The sequence below is a fragment of the Paenibacillus sabuli genome, assembly GCF_014705605.1.
Taxonomy (GTDB): domain Bacteria; phylum Bacillota; class Bacilli; order Paenibacillales; family Paenibacillaceae; genus Paenibacillus_D; species Paenibacillus_D sabuli.
In genome coordinates this window covers 50,155-66,718 of record NZ_JACXIZ010000019.1, presented here as the reverse complement: position 1 = coordinate 66,718, position 16,564 = coordinate 50,155, and the positions used below count along the sequence as shown (strand labels likewise).

Here is a 16,564-nt window from a genome sequence, read left to right as displayed (position 1 = left end):
ATGAAAGGAGCGTTCACCTATGGCGACAAAAGCACCGGTAAAGAAGGCAAACACGGATAATCGCGTCATCGAGCATCTCAACGTTCAAGTGGCAAACTGGAGCGTCATGTATATGAAGCTTCATCATTTTCACTGGTATGTCAAAGGGCCGAACTTCTTTTCGCTTCACGTCAAGTTCGAAGAGCTGTATGACGAGGCGACACTGATTCTTGACGAATTGGCGGAGCGTGTGCTGACCATCGGCGGCAAACCGCTCTCCACCTTGAAGGAGCACTTGGCGCAAGCGACAATCGGCGAAGCCAAAGGCGGCGAATCGACCGAGCAAATGGTCAAAGCCATCATTGCCGACTTCGAGCAGCTCTCCGACGAGGCGGGTCAACTGGCGGATCTCTCCGAGGAAGCCGGAGACAAGTCGACGGCCGACATGCTGATCGGACGCCAGGAATGGATTCAGAAATCCGTCTGGATGCTCAAAGCGTACCTCGGCTAAGCGCGATTAAACAGGTCAATCCAAGCGGCATCGGTGCCTTCCGGTGTCGCTTTTGCGCGAGGCTGATGATCGCTCCAAGTGTGATGTTAACGTTTCCTACACAGTGCGGGGGTCTTTTTGACTATTTATCTGACAGGATACGGATAAACAAGTGACAATGGCTGCCGAGGCGTGCTAGAATGGGATATTATAACTAGTTGTTGATCGGGCGCAGGTCCCTGCAAGAAAGGAAGACTGAGGCGATGTGAGGCGAAAAACGGTCTACATGCTTGAACCGGGCGACGTGCTGAGCGAGCCGGTGCGCAACAAATACGGCAATGCCATTCTGGAGGCCGGTACGCAATTGACCGAGCACTATATACGCAGGCTGAAAGAAATAGGCGTCAAATCGGTCACTGTCAAAACAAAGGAAATCGCCGCACAGCCGCAAAAATCGCAGCACAGTAGCGTCGCGCCGCTGCGGCCCGTTGCTTTGGCGACGGAAAAAGAAATTGCCGCCCTGCTTCTCAAGAAGACGGATGTGGAAGAGCTCCCGTGGGCGTTCTCCTCGCCGATACTGGAGGTGCAGTTTCGCACCATTTTTCGCTCGATTATCGTCGACCTTGCAGCCCGCGAGGAGATCATGAAGCAGCTCAAAGCGATTTACGATACCGACCAGTACATTTTTGAGCATTCGATCCGTGTTGCCGTATTGGCGGGGATGGTCGGACTGTCCAAGCAATACAGCCGCACGAAGCTCAATGAATTGACGCTGGGCGCGCTGCTGTTTGATATCGGCATGACCAGTCTGCCCACCTCGATCATCAAGAGCCGCAGCGAGTTGACCGGTCCGGAGCGGCGCTTGCTGGAGCATCACACGATTGAGGGGTACCGGGTGTTGATCAGCATCGACGACTTCCCCGCCGCTGCGGCCAAGTGCGCGCTGCTGCATCATGAACGCTTCGACGGGAGCGGCTATCCGATGCAATTCGAGGGCACGCAGATTCCGGAATATGCACAGATTGTGGCGATGGCGGATGTGTACGACGCACTGATCTCGCCGCGTCACCACCGCCGGCCGTATACCGTATCCGAAGCGACCGAATACATGTTTGCCTCCGGCAACAAATACTTCGAAGCCGATCTGGTACGGCTCTTTCACAACCATATCTGCGGCTACCCGGTCTCGACGGTGGTCCGTCTCAGCAGCGGGCAGATCGGCATTGTGACCTCGATCCATCGCGCGATGGCGCATCGGCCGGTGGTCAAGATCGTGGAGGAGTCAGACGGGATCAAGGTCACGGTCCCCTACGAGGTCGATCTTAAAAACGACCGCAATTTGGTCATTGTCGACTCCATTCTGGGCGAACAGTACACATAAGCGCCGCTCCACGCGCGCATCCCCGGCATGAAGGCATCCCGGCTCCGCATACGATGACGGAAGGATGCCTTTTCTTTTGTGCCTCGCTTTTGTTATAATTGGAAAGGAAATTGAACCGATAGCCAGCCAAGACACGGAGGCGATAGGCATGGAGACGTACGCCAACAATTATGTGATGGTCGCGATCTTTCTGTTGCTGGGCATTTTCCTTCCCGTCGCCGCGCTTGCCGCAGGCAGGCTGCTCAGGCCGCACCGGCCGAGCGGCGCCAAGCTGACCACCTACGAGAGCGGCAACGATCCCGTCGGGGAAGGTCAGGTGCAATTTAACATCCGGTACTACCTGTTTGCGCTTATGTTTGTGATTTTTGATGTAGAAACCGTTTTCTTATATCCCTGGGCCGTCGCGTATCGGCAGCTCGGGCTTTTTGTGCTGGTGGAAATGCTGATCTTCGTCGCTCTGCTACTCGTTGGCCTGCTCTATGCCTGGAAAAAGAAGGTGCTCAAATGGGATTCGATCTAGCGAATGTTACCGTCGAGGAACGCAAGGAGCTCGAACGCAATGTGTTCGTCGGGACCTTGGAGCAATTGAAAGCGTGGGCGCGCAGCAACTCGTTGTGGCCGCTCACCTTCGGACTGGCCTGCTGCGCGATTGAAATGATGGGCACGGGCGCCTCGCATTACGACCTCGACCGGTTCGGGGTCATGTTCCGCACGTCGCCTCGCCAGTCCGACGTCATGATCGTTGCCGGGACGGTCACCAAAAAAATGGGGCCGCTGCTGCGGCGCTTGTACGATCAGATGCCGGAGCCGAAATGGGTCATCGCGATGGGCTCCTGCGCGACGGCCGGCGGACCGTATGTGAAGTCCTATGCCGTCATGAAGGGCGTCGACCAGATCGTACCGGTGGACGTGTACATCCCGGGCTGTCCGCCCAATCCCGCCGCGCTGATCTACGGCATCAACAAGCTGCAGGAAAAAATCCGCTACGAAGCCAAGACCGGGAAGCGGGTGACCGCGCGATGAGCGATCCGTCCGAAACCCCGGCGCCGAACCAGCCGAGGCTGGAGGCGGCTGCGGCGCTGGTGAAGGCCGAGCTCGGCGAGGACGCGCTGGAGGAGGCGTATCTCAACGCGCTGAGCGGCGATGCGCCGACGCTGGTCCTCGCAGCCGATCGCGTCGACGAGGCCGCTGCGCTCTTCCGCTCGCATGAGACGTTGCGCTGCACGTACCTGCGCAACCTGTCGGGCATTGATTGCGAGACGCATATGGAGGTCATCTACCATCTGATGGCGCTGGAGAGCGGGGAGGACTACGTGCTGAAGACGAAGCTGGACCGCGAAGCTCCGAGCGTGCCGTCTGTGACCGCGGTGTGGCCGGCGGCGAATTGGAACGAACGCGAAGCGTACGATCTGCTCGGCATCGTCTTCACGGGGCATCCGGATCTGCGGCGCATCATGATGCCCGACGACTGGGAAGGCCACCCGCTGCGCAAGGACTATGCACCGCTCGATTCGGAGGTGTGAGACGTACATGATACGCACGGAAGAGCTGCTGCTCAACGTCGGACCCCAGCATCCGAGCACGCATGGCGTGTTTCGCATTATCGTCAAGCTCGACGGCGAGGTCATCACCGAAGCGACGCCGGTCATGGGCTATCTGCATCGCGGCACGGAGAAGCTGGCGGAAAATCTGACCTATACGCAAATTATCCCCTATACGGATCGAATGGACTACGTAGCGGCCATGACCAACAATTATGTGTTATGCTATGCGGTAGAGTCGATGATGGGGCTCGAGGTGCCCGAGCGCGCGGAGTACTTGCGACTGGTCGTCATGGAGCTGCAGCGCATCGCCAGCCATCTGGTCTGGTGGGGTACGTATCTGCTCGATATCGGGGCGATGAGCCCGTTTTTGTACGCCTTCCGCGATCGCGAGAAGATCATCGATCTGTTCAACGAGCTGTGCGGCGCACGGCTGACGTATAATTACATGCGGGTCGGCGGCGTGAAGTGGGACGCCCCGGAGGGCTGGCTTGACAAGGTGCGGGATTTGATCCCCTATATGGAAGAGAAATTAAAGGAATACGACCGTCTGGTCAGCGGCAACGAGATATTTCTGGCCCGCATTCGCGGCGTCGGCGCTTACGATGCGCAGACGGCCATCGGCTACGGATTGTCCGGCGCGAATTTGCGCTGCACGGGCGTGGACTGGGATTTGCGCAAAAACGCGCCTTATTCGCTGTATGACCGATTCGAATTCGAGGTGCCGACCGGCGAGCGCGGCGATTGCCACGACCGCTACCGAATCCGGCTGGAGGAGATTCGCCAGAGTCTGCATATCCTGCGTCAGGCGATGGCGCAGTTCCCGGAGCCCGGCCCGACGATGGGCAAGGTGCCGCGCGTCATCCGGCCCCCGGCCGGCGAGATCTACGCCGCCATTGAATCGCCGCGCGGCGAGCTGGGCTGCCACATTGTTTCGAGGGGCAAGGCGGAGCCGTATCGGCTCAAATTCCGGCGTCCGTCCTTTGTCAATCTGCAGATTCTGCCCAAGCTGCTGGTCGGCGAGACGATGACCAATCTGATTACGATACTGGGCGGCATCGATATTGTCGTCGGGGAGGTCGATTGCTAATGGGCGACTTGCTGCGCGAGCCGCTGACCGCGGGCAATGCGCTGCTCTTCCTGCTCGCGGCGGCGGGACTGCTGCTGATCGTACTCGGCTTCGTCACCTACGCGATCTACTTCGAGCGCCGGGTCATCGGCTGGATGCAGCTGCGGGTCGGGCCGAATCGGGTCGGCCCGCTGGGACTGCTGCAGACGGTGGCCGATATTTTCAAGCTGCTGATCAAGGAGGATACGATACCGCGCAAGGCCGATCGCGCCCTGTTCGTGCTGGCGCCGGTCCTGGCGTATGTGCCGGCCTTCGCGGTGCTGGCGGTGATTCCGTATACGAGCGGCTTGTACTTCGCCGATCTGAATGTGGGGCTGCTCTATTATGTGGCGCTCTCGAGCATGACGACCCTGGCCATCGTACTCGGGGGCTGGGCCTCCAACAACAAGTACGCCCTGCTCGGCGGCATGCGTTCGGCGGCGCAGATGATCAGCTACGAAGTGCCGCTGGTCATGTCGGTCGTCGGCGTGGTGATGCTGTCCGGGAGCATGAATCTGAGATCGATCGTGGCGGCACAGGGCGACTGGTTCTGGCAGTGGCATTTTTTGCCCCAGCTGATCGGCTTCGCCATTTTTGTCGTCGCGTCCGTGTCGGAGCTGAACCGCACGCCGTTCGATCTGCCGGAGGCCGAGTCGGAGCTGGTGGCTGGCTATCATGTGGAATACAGCGGCTTTCGTTTCGCGTTTTTCATGCTCACCGAGTATGTTTACGTTTATGCGATCGCAGCATTGACGACGGTATTGTTCCTGGGCGGCTGGCATCCTCCGGCGCCGTTCCTCGATATCGTGCCGGGCTTGATCTGGTTCGTGCTGAAGTTCGCGCTCGTCGTGTTCGTGCTTTTCTGGCTGCGGGCGACCTTCCCGCGTCTGCGCGTCGACCAATTGATGGGATTCGGCTGGAAGGTGCTGCTGCCGCTGGCGCTGCTCAATATATTTGTAACCGCCGCCTACATGGAGCTGTGGATCAAATGATAAGGGGGAATTACGTATGAAAGGGATGCTGCAAGGCTTGGGTGTCACGTTGAAGGCCCTGACCTCAAAAAAAGTCACGACGTCCTACCCCGACGAGCCGCTCCAGATGCCGGACCGGTTTCGCGGCATCCAATATTTCATTCCGGATCTGTGCATCGTCTGCAATCAGTGCGTGCGCGTTTGTCCCACGGACTGCATCACGCTGACCGGCAAGCCGAATCCGGATCCGGAAAAAAAGGGGAAGGTCATCGAGACCTACGACATTCAATTCGAAACATGCATTTTGTGCGATCTGTGCACGGAGGTATGCCCGACCGAAGCGATCGTCATGACGAATCAATTCGAGCTGGCGGCGTACAGCCGCGACGAGCTCTTCAAGGATATGCATTGGCTGAGCGCCAACGACAAGCAGGTGCGCGCCGACAACAATCCGATCGGCGCCCCGGGCAAAGGGGGCGGTAAATAACGATGTGGGGGACATGGAGCGGGGAGAGCGCCGCCTTTTTTGCCTTTGCCGCGCTGATGCTGGGCGGGGCCGGAGTGATGCTGAGCCTCAAGCGGATTGTGCATATGGTGCTGGCGATGGCGGCGGTCTTTTTGGGGCTGGCCGGTATGTTCGTGCTGCTGGAGGCGGAGTTCGTCGCGCTCGTCCAGGTGTTGATCTACGCGGGAGCGGTGTCGATCCTGATGGTGTTCGGCATTATGATGACCGGACGCAAGGCGCTCGAACAGGCGCCTCCCCGGCGCCTCCACGAGGCGGCCTCGGGGGGCGTGGCGCTGCTGCTGTTCGCCGTGCTTTTTTACGCCATTCGTTCCACCGAGCTGCCTGAGCCGGGGGGCCGGCCGGCGGCGGCGGACAACACGCTTGCCATCGGCCAGCAGCTGTATACCGCCCATGTCATTGCGTTTGAGCTCATTTCTGTCCTGCTGACGGTGGCGTTCATTGGCGCCATCGTCATTGCCCGGAAGGAGGCCTGACCTGCGATGCTGTCCGCATATTTGACGATGGCCGCCCTGCTGTTCTGCATTGGACTGTACGGGGCGCTGGCGAAGCGCAGCACCATCATCGTGCTGCTGTCGATCGAGCTGATGCTTGGCGCGGTCAACCTGAATTTGGTGGCGTTCGCCAAATACGGCGCGGCCCCGGCGCTGACGGGCCAGATTTTCGCTTTGTTTACGATTGCGGTAGCTGCTGCCGAGGTGGCGGTCGGCATTGCGCTGGCCATTGCGCTTTTCCGCGCGCGCGGCGCGTCCCGCGCCGATGAATACAACGAGATGAGGAGGTAGCCGATGACGACGATTTATTCGCAATTTGCGTGGCTCATTCCGCTGCTTCCGCTTGTCGCGTTTTTAATCATTACGGCGCTGGGACGGAGCGCGCGCGCCGGGGCCCTGCTGATCGGGCTGGTCGGCCATCTGATGGCGCTGATGCTCGCGGTGCTGATTTTCCTGGAGCAGCTTGGTCCGGGGCAGCGGGATTTTCGCCAGCAGCTGACTTGGCTGCGCATCGGCGATCTGCCGCTTACGATCGGCATTGAGGTGACGCACCTGACCGCGCTGATGCTGCTGGTGGTGGCGATCGTCAGCGTGCTGGTCAACTTGTACGCGCTTGGCTATATGCGCAGCGACCCGCGCATTTCGGTTTTCTTCGGCTACCTGGCCTTGTTCTCCTTTGCGATGCTGGGGCTGGTGCTGTCCGACAATCTGTTGACGCTATACATATTTTGGGAGCTTGTGGGCGTCTGCTCGTTTTTGCTCATCGGCTTCTGGTTCACCAAGCCTGCGGCGCGGGCTGCGGCTTACAAGGCGTTTATCGTGACGCGCGTCGGAGATATCGGCCTGCTGCTGGCCATTCTTTTGCTCTACTGGCACATGCCCGAGCATGCGCTTGATTTCAACTCGATTCAGAATGTATTCCAGAGCGGCCAGGGGACCGCCGTCATGGAGAGCGGTACGGTGACGCTCATCGCTCTGCTGCTGTTCGCGGGGGCGGCGGGCAAGTCGGGGCAATTCCCGCTCCATGTCTGGCTGCCCGATGCGATGGAAGGGCCGACGCCGATCAGCGCGTTGATTCATGCCGCGACGATGGTGGCGGCCGGCGTGTTTTTGCTGGCGCGCACCTACGATCTGCTGCTGGCCTCGCCCGAGGCGATGCTCGTGATCGCGTGCGTCGGCGCTTTTACGGCCCTGTTCGCGGCGACGATTGCGCTCGTGCAGCGCGACATCAAGCGCGTGCTCGCCTACTCGACGATCAGCCAGCTTGGCTATATGATGATGGCGCTTGGCCTGGGCGCTATGGGCGCGGCCATGTTCCACTTGGTGACGCACGCCTTTTTCAAGGCGCTGCTGTTTCTGGGCGCGGGCAGTGTCATTCAGGCCGTACGCACGCAAGATATTCATCAGATGGGCGGTCTTGGCCCGCGGATGAAGCTGACTGCCTGGACGTTTGGCATCGGGGCGCTTGCGCTCGCAGGTCTGCCTCCGTTGTCGGGATTCTGGTCCAAGGACGCCATCCTGGCTGCGGCCCTGCATGAGCAGCCGGCGCTGTTTGCGGTCGGACTGGCGGCCGCACTGCTCACCGCGCTGTATATGGCGCGTCTGTTCTTCCTTGTCTTCGGCGGCAAGCGGTCGGAGCCCGGACCGGTCTTTGAGTCGCCGGGCGTGATGACCGGCCCGATGGTCGCGCTGGCCGGACTCAGCTTGCTGGCGGGTCTGATCGAGCTGCCTTGGAGCGGGGCTGGCCGGCTCAGTCTCTGGTTGACCGGCTCCGAAGCGGCGCATCACGGTACTGCGCTGGTCATGATCGTCACCACGGCGATCGGGGCGCTTGGTATTTATCTCGGCTGGCTGATCTACGGCAAGGGCGTCGTCAATCGGACCGCGCTCTCCGAACGCGTGCCGTGGCTCGTGCGCTGGGTCGAGCGCGGCTACGACGTTGACGCGGCCTATCGGGTCCTGCTCGTCATCCCGCTGCAGGCGGCAGGACGCGGCCTGCAGCGGGGGCCGGAGGCGCTGATCGGCGAGACGGTCCGCCGCTTCGGCTCGGCCGCGCTGTGGGCGGGGCGGCTCGGCACGCGGCTGCAGAGCGGGCAGGTCCAGGCCTACGGCTTGCTCGCCGCACTTGGTCTGCTCCTGCTGCTCGTAGCCGTGATGGGAAGGGGGTGGTGGTGATGCCGGACAGTTGGCCGCTCCTGTCGCTGCTGCTCTTGTCGCCGGGGCTGGGCATCCTGGTCTTGTTGTTCGTCCCCAGCCGGCATCAGCGGCTGCTGCGCATTGTCGGCGTGTCGGCCACGCTGCTCCCGCTGCTGTTGGCGGGCTGGCTCTATGCGCTGTTCGAATCGGGGAGCGGGGGCCTGACCGAGCTCGCCGTCTGGGCGGAGCTGCCGCTCAATCGGGAGACGATCAATCCGCAATTTGCCGCTTCTTACGTGCTGCAGCTGCACTATCATCTGGCGGTGGACGGCTTGTCGCTGCCGCTCGTGCTGCTGACGGTGCTGGTCTCCACGATGGCGGCGCTGGCCGCGGTGCATGTGGTCAAGCGCCGCAAGGCTTTCTATATATGGTTCCTTGTGCTGGAGCTGGCGATGCTGGGCGTGTTCCTGGCGCGGGACCTCGTGCTTTTCTTCCTGTTTTTCGAGCTTACGCTGATTGCGGCCTTTTTCCTGATCGGCATCTGGGGCTATCAGCGCCGGGAGAAGACTGCGGTCCAATTCCTGATCTACAACGGCATCGGATCGGCGTTGATGCTGCTGGCGTTCCTGATCCTCATCTCGACGGCGGGCATCCGCGTCGAGCCCGGCGATCTGGGCGCTGCGCTTATCTATAGCGGCAGCTACGATCAACTGCTGGCCAATCTGGCCGATCCGCAAGGCTTCGCCAATCAGCTGCCGCAGGAGATGGGCGGCTACAATCCGTTCTATCTGAGCGACGGATTGGCCGGCGCGGTGTTCGTCTTGCTGCTCGTCGGCTTCGGCATCAAGCTGCCGATCTTCCCGCTTCATACCTGGATGGTACGGGTACATGCCGAGGCGCACCCGTCGGTCGTGATGCTGCATGCAGGGGTATTGCTGAAGATGGGGGCTTACGGGTTGCTGCGTTTCGGCATCGGGCTGCTGCCCGCCCAGGCCGAGGCCTGGGGGCCGGCGCTGGCCGTGCTGGGGGCGATCAGCATGCTCTATGGAGCGGTGCTGGCGCTCGTGCAGCGCGACCTCAAGCGCGTGCTCGCCTACTCCTCGGTCAGTCATATGGGGCTGGTGCTGCTCGGCTTTGCGACCTTGCGCGACATCGGCCTGCAGGGAGCGGTTTTTCTGCTAATCTCGCACGGGCTGATCGCGGCGCTTCTGTTTCTGCTGGTCGGCAGTCTGTACGAGCGCACGCATACGACCGAGCTGGACCGCCTGGGCGGACTGGCGCGCGAGCTACCCTTTATGTGCGGCATTCTGCTCGTGGCCGGGCTCGCGCTGCTGGGGCTGCCTGGGCTCTCCGGCTTCGTCGGCGAGTTCCTGGTGCTGCTTGGGCTTTTTGAGACGATGCCCTGGATTGCCGCAGTCGCGGGGCTCGGCTTGGTCATTACTGCTGCATATGTGCTCCGGGCGGTGCTGGCTGTGGCCTACGGCGAGCCGCGCGAGCCCTATGGAGCGCTGCGCGACGCGCGGCTCGTGGAGGCCGCGCCGATGGTTGTCCTACTGTCGTTTATCGTCCTGCTGGGCATCTACCCGTCGCTGCTGACGGGTTCGCTGCAGGACGGGGCCGTCCAGCTGCTGCGGCAGCTGGCGGCAGTCGGAAGGGGGTGAGCGGATGGCTGAACAAGATGTGACCGGACGCCTGTGGGCCAGCGACCTCGGCTTCCTCGTGCCCGAGCTGACGCTGCTCGCTGCCGCCGTCCTGCTGGCGCTGCTGGATCTGGCGCTGCCGCAGCGCTATAGCCGCCAGATTATAGGCTGGCTCGCGCTGGGAGGCATCCTGGCCGCGCTGGGCAGCGTGATCTGGTGGCTGCTGGAGCTCAATCCTTCCGCAGCCGCAGCGCGCCCCCCGGTGCGGCTGCTCGGCGACAGCTATCGGATCGATGACTACGCCTCGGTCATGAAGCTGATCCTGCTCGGCAGCGGGGCGATGGTGCTGCTGCTCGGCCTTGGCAGCGTGCGCAGCGATCCCCAGCTGCCGGACAAGGGGGAGTTCTACACCTTGCTGCTGCCGGCGCTGCTCGGGGCGATGGTGACAGTGTCCTCGGGCGACTTGATTACCTTGTATGTCGGTTTGGAGCTGCTCGCCTTGACGACCTATGTACTGGTCGGCATGCGCAAGCAGGTGTCGCTCGGAGCGGAGGCAGGGATCAAGTACGTCGTGATCGGCGGCATTTCGTCCGCCGTGACCTTGTTTGGCATGTCCTACCTGTACGGCATTACAGGGACGACGCATTTGGGCCAGATCGGCATGCAGATGGCGGAGGCGGCGGCGCGCTACGAGGCTTTTGCTTATATCGGCTTGTTGTTCGTGCTTGGCGGACTGGCCGTCAAGCTGGCGGCGGCACCCTTTCATGCGTGGGCCCCGGACGTCTATCAGGGGGCGGCCACCCCGGTGACGGCACTGCTCGCGGTGATCGCCAAGGCGGCGGTACTGGCTGCGCTGGGGCGCATCTTCTACAATGCGGTGGTCATCCCGGCCGGCGGTCTGCCGGTCGGAGAGGATATGCTGCTGGCGCTGCAGATTTTGGCGGCGGCAGCCATGCTGATCGGGACGCTGGCGGCGCTGCAGCAGCGCAACATGAAGCGGCTGCTGGCGCTGTCGGGGGTCGCGCATGCCGGGTACTTGCTTGTGCCGCTAAGCGTTGGGGTCGCCGGCTTTCAATCCAACAATTTATCTGAGCTGATTTACTATTTGCTGGCATACGCTTTGATGACGCTGGGCGCGTTCGGCGTGACGAGCGCGGTGGCCGAGGCGGCCGGTCACGAGGAGATGAGCGGCTTCGCAGGGATGTATTATCGCTCGCCGGCACTGGCGCTGGCGATGACGGTGCTGCTGCTCTCGCTCGCGGGACTTCCGATCAGCGGCGGCTTCTTCGGCAAGCTGTTCATCCTGTTCGGCGCCGCCCAGCACCATGCCTACTGGCTGGTTGCAGTCATGCTGGGGGCGACGGTGGCTGCGTACTTTATCTACTTCTCCATCCTGCGCCAAATGTTTTTGCGGCAGAGCGACGGGGGAGGACCGATCCGCCTACCGGTGCCGACGGCAGTCGTCATCTGGATCTGCGTCGCCGGAACGCTGGCGCTCGGGCTCGTCCCGGGGCCGGTGCTGGAGTGGATCGGCAGCATCGTCACCTTGCAGGGCGACCTGCTGCTGCATTGATGAGCAAAAGAAGGCCCCAGCCGGGCGCTTGCGGTACCGGCTGGGGCCTCTTTTTGTTACTTGCTTGTTACTTGCTCTTGCTGCCGAGCAGCTTCTCCAATTGGGCATCCAGACCTTGGGTGAATTCGTGTACCTCTGGGATGTTTTGCGCCGTCCCCTCGGACTGCGGCTCATACACCTGCCAGCCGCTGGCCTCCAGCACCTCCAGATATCCGGCGACGATCGTGCCGACAATCGAGTCCGGGCTGGCCGCGACCGTCTCCATGTAGCTGCTTTTCAGCGCATTCTTGATCCGGTAGGTGCCGGCTTCGAACGGATCCGTATTGCTGGATCCGTTGATGTAGCGGGACAGGTAGAGACTCATGAGCGATTTGACTTCGTCGTATTCCTCCGAGCCTGGGTAGGCTTTGAGATAAGCCTCCGCCGCGAGCGCCCGCATTGCCAATTCGTCCCACGGCACGATGAGCGTGCCGTCGCTGGCGGCGGGGTTGTCGGATTCCATCGCTTTTAACGCAATATAGGCTTGCAGATCGGGCGACAGATAGGGATCATATATTTCGAAAGCGCTATAATCTACCATTGGAGCAACGCCGTCCGCAGCCTTCAGCTTGTAAAAGCCGTCGACGGTGGTCTGGAGCAGCGTGCGCACCTCCTCTTCGGCAATGTCATTCATCGCCTGCTCGGAGATCGGCAAGGGCAGGTCGACGAGCACGCGTTGCACCAAAGGTCGCTGGTACGCTTCTTTGAGCTGCTGCAGGTCGGTCCGATAAAAGGTGAACAGATCGCGCAGCATCGCGTCAGCCGTTTCTTGTTCGACCGAAGCAATGTGGGTATCCATAAAGTCGATCAGCTCCGAGGCCTGACGGGCGGCATTCAACTGAGCGCCCCATTGCTGAAGCATGGCCAGGTCCGGTCCGGCGTCCGCTCCGCTGGCGCCCGCGCGCGCATTATTGGAAGTCGGCTTGCTCTCGGCTGCAGGAGCTGCGCCGGTCGGCTGCTCGTCGGCCGCATTGCTGCACCCGCCGATCGCCACCGCGGCCAGCACTGCCGCGCACACCGGTACGAATTTCCGTGCCGGTTTGTGCGGGTTTTGTTCCGTTACGTAGCGCAGCATGCTCGAATCACTTCCTTATGCGTAAGGTAGGCAACGGGTGCCGCTGACGGTCCGGCCCCGCACCGGTTCGTATCCATTATCCTTGGTCTGGCCCGGAATTGCAAGACTCCGCGCGCTTTCTCCATGCAGGGGAATTCGTTCCGGGACGCTGAAAAACTTATCGTTGCCCGAAAGAGCGGCGCATCGTATAATAATATTCGGTTTGCAAAGGTGGCTGGAGCTGCGCGGTTTAGGCAGTGCAAGAAATTCCATTAAATCCCTTACATAGGTCTAGAGTCCCTTTGTTTGTCGAGAAAAAGGAGAATATCCTGCGCGAAGCGAATTTATCTTGTAACGTAGTAGCACTTATTTTATTTATCGAGGTCTAGGGCCATTTATGACAAAATATAACCGGCAACAGCCAAATTGTAAAGATCGGACGGCGGGCAAGGCCAAAACAAATGCCCGCCTGCTGCTGTGTGTGCTGCTCGCATGCGCGCTGGTGCTGCCCTCTTGCTCCAATCTGATAGCTGCCCCGTCGCCCGTTCAAGTCCGTACCGGTCCTCCCTCCGAGATCGGTCTGACCGATAGCTGGCTGCTGAAATGGCAAGATTCCGCCCATCCAACAACGCTTCCGAATACGCAATTGCTGCGCCGTCAGCCCGCTGCCGGCATCGAAGTGGTGAAGCCGGCCCGCGGCGCTGACGCCCAGGCCTGGCTGGAAGAGCTGCTGGCGCTCCCCGAGGTGGAGTATGTTCATCCCAACGGCAAAGTAGAGCTGCTGACGGCCACCTCCGACGAGTCGGCTCCCGACGATCCGGAGCTCGCCAAGCAGAGCTACCTGAAGCTGATCGGGGCGTCCGATGCCTGGAAGGTCGCGCACGACCAGACGGAGCTCACCGTTGCAATCGTCGATACGGGGGTAGATCTTCAGCATTCGGATCTCAAGGCGAATCTCGTCGCCGGCACGAATCTGGTGAAGCCCGGAGCGGATCCGCAGGACGATAACGGTCACGGCACCAACGTGGCCGGCGTACTCGCCGCAGTCGGCAACAACGGCCAAGGCGTCGCGGGCCTGCTGTGGAACGCCAACATTATGCCGGTGAAGGCGCTGGATGCGGATGGCTACGGCGACGAAGAGCGGCTCGGCGAGGGCATCCTGTACGCCATCGAGCACGGCGCCAAGATTGTCCTGCTGTCGGTCGGACTGTACCGGCATTCGCCGTATATGCGGGATATTGCCGAATATGCCGAGAGCAGCGGCGTGCTGCTCGTCGCCGCGACCGGCAACGATGGGCTGAAGCACGGGGACAAGGCGGCAGTCAAGTATCCGGCCGGCTATCCGAGCGTGCTGGCGGTCGGCGGCGCCAAGCCGTCCGGGGAGCCGGAGCCGCGCGCCAATCCCGGCCCGGAGGTCGATGTCATCGCACCTTGGGATGTGTATACGACGAAGCTGGGCGGCGGCTACAAGACGCAGGAAGGCACATCGATGGCCGCTCCGCAGGCGGCGGCAGCTGCCGCGCTCGTATGGGCCAAATACCCCAATCTGAAGCCGTATCAGGTGCGGGCGCTCTTACGACAGACGGCCGAGGATGTCGGGCAGGACGGCTGGGACGAGGCTGCAGGCTACGGGCTGTTGCAGGTCGGCGAGGCTCTGACGGCCAGCTATCGGCCGGATGCTTACGAGCCCAACGAGACCAAGGCCCAGGCGCGCATGCTGCCGATGTATACCAAGCTATCGGCGCAGTTGAATACGGGGAAGGAAAAAGATTGGTTCAAGTTCAAGGTGCCATACGACGGTACGGTCACGCTGCTTTTCCAGGGGCTGACCTCGCCAGGCCAGCCCATGCCACCGGTCAATCTCATTCGGCACGATGCGGATGGCGGGACTGCTGCGGTCAATGTCAAGACCGGCAGCCGCAAGGTGCAGTGGAAGCTGAGCGCGGGGACGTATCATGTGGAGCTGCAGTTGGACGACTCCAGCAGCACGCATGTGCTGCCCTACTTGCTGACGTCCGACTTCAGCATTGCGCCGGATCCGTACGAGAGCAACGACGACAATATCGAGGCGTTCACGCTGCCGCCGCAGAGCCAAACGATAACCGGGAATTTTCATCAAAGCGGAGACCGCGACTGGTTCGCGATTACGTTTGAGCAAGGCGGTACGCTGGATGCCAAGCTCGAGACGGACACGGTCCGCATCGATCCGGCTTTTGCCATCGGCCGCGCAGGCGGGCGAATGGTGGAATTCGACGAATACGGGGACGGGCAGACCGAGCAGACGGATGACTCCACGTCCATCACGGTGACGCCCGGCAAATATTTCATTCGTGTACATAACGCAGCAGCCAGCGACGCAAGTCCTGTAGCGGGCACCTACACGCTCACGCTGGCGCTGCAGACGGTCTATGAGGATCCGAATGAACCGAACGACCGGGCCTACGAGGCGACGTCCGTGAGAGTCGATACCGACTATGTCGGGGTTATCGACGGCAGCGACGACGAGGATTGGTACCAGCTGCGGCTCCAGCAGGAGAGCATCGTCTCAATCAGCCTGGACGATATTCCATCCGGGCGCACGATGACCATGCGCGGGTACGATCGCACGCAGCAAGAACTGTTCACGGTACAGTCACAATCGGGCAAGGACCGCTTGACGACCAATCGGCGGCTCAAGGCGGGCACGTACTATATTCGAGCGACCGCGAATAGCGCGTTTACACATCAGCATTATCACTTTAGCGTGAAGGTGCAGCCGCTCGTTGCCGGCTTCGTCGATATCGACCAGCATTGGGCGCGCGAGGCGATCGTATCGCTGGCCGGGGCCGGGATCGTGAGCGGATATGGCGAATACCGCTTCGAACCGGGCCGCAGCATCACGCGGGCCGAAGCGGTCGCCGTGCTGGTCAAGGCTTTCCGCATCGAGAGCGCGGGTTCGCAGCCGGGCGCCTTCAAGGATGTGCAGAGCGGGCACTGGGCCTACTCTGCCGTCATGCGCGCGGTATCGGCCGGTTGGGTGAAGGGATACCCGGACGGGACCTTTGCGCCCGATGATCCGGTGACGCGCGCGGAGATGGCGGCGATGTTCGGCGCGGCGCTGCGTCTGCAGGGGTCGACGCCGCTGCTCCGTCCATTCTCCGACGTGAGTGTCGAGCACTGGGCTGCGCCGATGCTGCTGACGCTCAAGCAGGCCGGCTGGATCAGCGGGTACCGGGACAATGACTTCAAGCCGGGACAGTCGGCGAGCCGGGCCGAGTTCGCGACGCTCGTCTACCGGGCGCTGTAAGATTGGCCACCTAGGAGGGTGAAGCGATATGGACGGCATAGGCTCCGGCATCGGCATGAATGGTCTGATGTCGATTGTGATTACGCTGCTTAGCATAACCTTTGCCTGGTACGTCATCCAGGAGATCAAGCTGGACACTTGGCTCAAGCGCCCGCGCGGACCGCAGGCGCGGATGCTTCAGGTGCTGCTGGCGATCGTGCTGGGGCATGGATTTGCCCGTTTTATCCTCGACTACCTGCAATGGTCGAGTATGCTGCGCTGGTTTGTCGAATAAGCTGTGTGAAAAAAGTCAACAATGGGTAATACATGACGAAATCAAATGTGAACGGCTCTGCGAATACGTAGGACA

The 16,564-nt window shown here is 61.3% G+C and carries 16 protein-coding genes; 15 read left to right on the top strand and 1 reads right to left on the bottom strand.

The window, feature by feature from the left end; genetic code table 11:
* The first annotated feature begins 19 nt into the window (after window positions 1-19).
* From IDH44_RS11840 to IDH44_RS11780, 13 genes are all read left to right on the top strand, one after another.
* Entirely contained in the window at window positions 20-490 is a 471-nt protein-coding gene (locus tag IDH44_RS11840; protein ID WP_190917889.1) for a Dps family protein, read from the top strand.
* A 244-nt stretch (window positions 491-734) separates the two neighbouring features.
* Window positions 735-1,850 carry an HD-GYP domain-containing protein gene (locus IDH44_RS11835; RefSeq protein WP_190917888.1) on the top strand — a complete coding sequence of 372 codons (1,116 nt, stop codon included), beginning with the start codon at window positions 735-737 and terminating at the stop codon, window positions 1,848-1,850.
* Window positions 1,851-1,998: 148 nt separating this feature from the next.
* A complete protein-coding gene (locus IDH44_RS11830) occupies window positions 1,999-2,370 on the top strand; it encodes an NADH-quinone oxidoreductase subunit A (protein ID WP_190917886.1) in 372 nt (123 codons plus the stop codon).
* Window positions 2,355-2,873, top strand: a complete 519-nt coding sequence (locus IDH44_RS11825) for a NuoB/complex I 20 kDa subunit family protein (RefSeq protein WP_190917883.1) — start codon at window positions 2,355-2,357, stop codon at window positions 2,871-2,873. Before IDH44_RS11830 ends, IDH44_RS11825 begins: the two co-directional genes overlap by 16 nt.
* A complete protein-coding gene (locus IDH44_RS11820) occupies window positions 2,870-3,373 on the top strand; it encodes an NADH-quinone oxidoreductase subunit C (protein ID WP_190917881.1) in 504 nt (167 codons plus the stop codon). Before IDH44_RS11825 ends, IDH44_RS11820 begins: the two co-directional genes overlap by 4 nt.
* Window positions 3,374-3,380: 7 nt before the next feature.
* Window positions 3,381-4,481 carry an NADH-quinone oxidoreductase subunit D gene (locus IDH44_RS11815; RefSeq protein ID WP_190917879.1) on the top strand — a complete coding sequence of 367 codons (1,101 nt, stop codon included), beginning with the start codon at window positions 3,381-3,383 and terminating at the stop codon, window positions 4,479-4,481.
* Window positions 4,481-5,491, top strand: a complete 1,011-nt coding sequence (nuoH, locus tag IDH44_RS11810; protein WP_190917877.1) for an NADH-quinone oxidoreductase subunit NuoH — start codon at window positions 4,481-4,483, stop codon at window positions 5,489-5,491. Before IDH44_RS11815 ends, nuoH begins: the two co-directional genes overlap by 1 nt.
* 16 nt (window positions 5,492-5,507) lie before the next feature.
* Window positions 5,508-5,957 (top strand): NADH-quinone oxidoreductase subunit NuoI, encoded by a 450-nt coding sequence (nuoI, locus tag IDH44_RS11805; RefSeq protein WP_190917876.1) that lies wholly within the window; start codon window positions 5,508-5,510, stop codon window positions 5,955-5,957.
* Window positions 5,958-5,959: 2 nt separating this feature from the next.
* Window positions 5,960-6,469 carry an NADH-quinone oxidoreductase subunit J gene (locus IDH44_RS11800; RefSeq protein WP_190917873.1) on the top strand — a complete coding sequence of 170 codons (510 nt, stop codon included), beginning with the start codon at window positions 5,960-5,962 and terminating at the stop codon, window positions 6,467-6,469.
* A 6-nt stretch (window positions 6,470-6,475) separates the two neighbouring features.
* A complete protein-coding gene (gene nuoK / locus IDH44_RS11795) occupies window positions 6,476-6,778 on the top strand; it encodes an NADH-quinone oxidoreductase subunit NuoK (RefSeq protein ID WP_190917863.1) in 303 nt (100 codons plus the stop codon).
* Window positions 6,779-6,781: 3 nt separating this feature from the next.
* Complete coding sequence (gene nuoL, locus IDH44_RS11790; protein ID WP_190917862.1) at window positions 6,782-8,662, top strand: NADH-quinone oxidoreductase subunit L; 1,881 nt, start codon at window positions 6,782-6,784, stop codon at window positions 8,660-8,662.
* Window positions 8,662-10,284: a complex I subunit 4 family protein gene (locus tag IDH44_RS11785; protein WP_190917861.1), complete on the top strand. Its 1,623-nt coding sequence runs from the start codon at window positions 8,662-8,664 to the stop codon at window positions 10,282-10,284. The genes nuoL and IDH44_RS11785 overlap by 1 nt, the downstream gene beginning before the upstream one ends.
* A 4-nt stretch (window positions 10,285-10,288) precedes the next feature.
* Window positions 10,289-11,836, top strand: a complete 1,548-nt coding sequence (locus IDH44_RS11780; RefSeq protein ID WP_190917860.1) for an NADH-quinone oxidoreductase subunit N — start codon at window positions 10,289-10,291, stop codon at window positions 11,834-11,836.
* 67 nt (window positions 11,837-11,903) lie between these two features.
* Here the strand turns inward: IDH44_RS11780 and IDH44_RS11775 are convergent, their stop codons facing one another.
* Entirely contained in the window at window positions 11,904-12,950 is a 1,047-nt protein-coding gene (locus IDH44_RS11775) for a hypothetical protein (protein ID WP_190917859.1), read from the bottom strand.
* 376 nt (window positions 12,951-13,326) lie between these two features.
* Here IDH44_RS11775 and IDH44_RS11770 point away from each other — a divergent pair, with 376 nt between their 5' ends.
* Both IDH44_RS11770 and IDH44_RS11765 read left to right on the top strand, forming a co-directional pair.
* Window positions 13,327-16,215 (top strand): S8 family peptidase, encoded by a 2,889-nt coding sequence (locus IDH44_RS11770; protein WP_190917858.1) that lies wholly within the window; start codon window positions 13,327-13,329, stop codon window positions 16,213-16,215.
* A 28-nt stretch (window positions 16,216-16,243) separates the two neighbouring features.
* Window positions 16,244-16,489, top strand: a complete 246-nt coding sequence (locus IDH44_RS11765) for a DUF1146 family protein (protein ID WP_190917857.1) — start codon at window positions 16,244-16,246, stop codon at window positions 16,487-16,489.
* Window positions 16,490-16,564 lie beyond the last annotated feature (75 nt).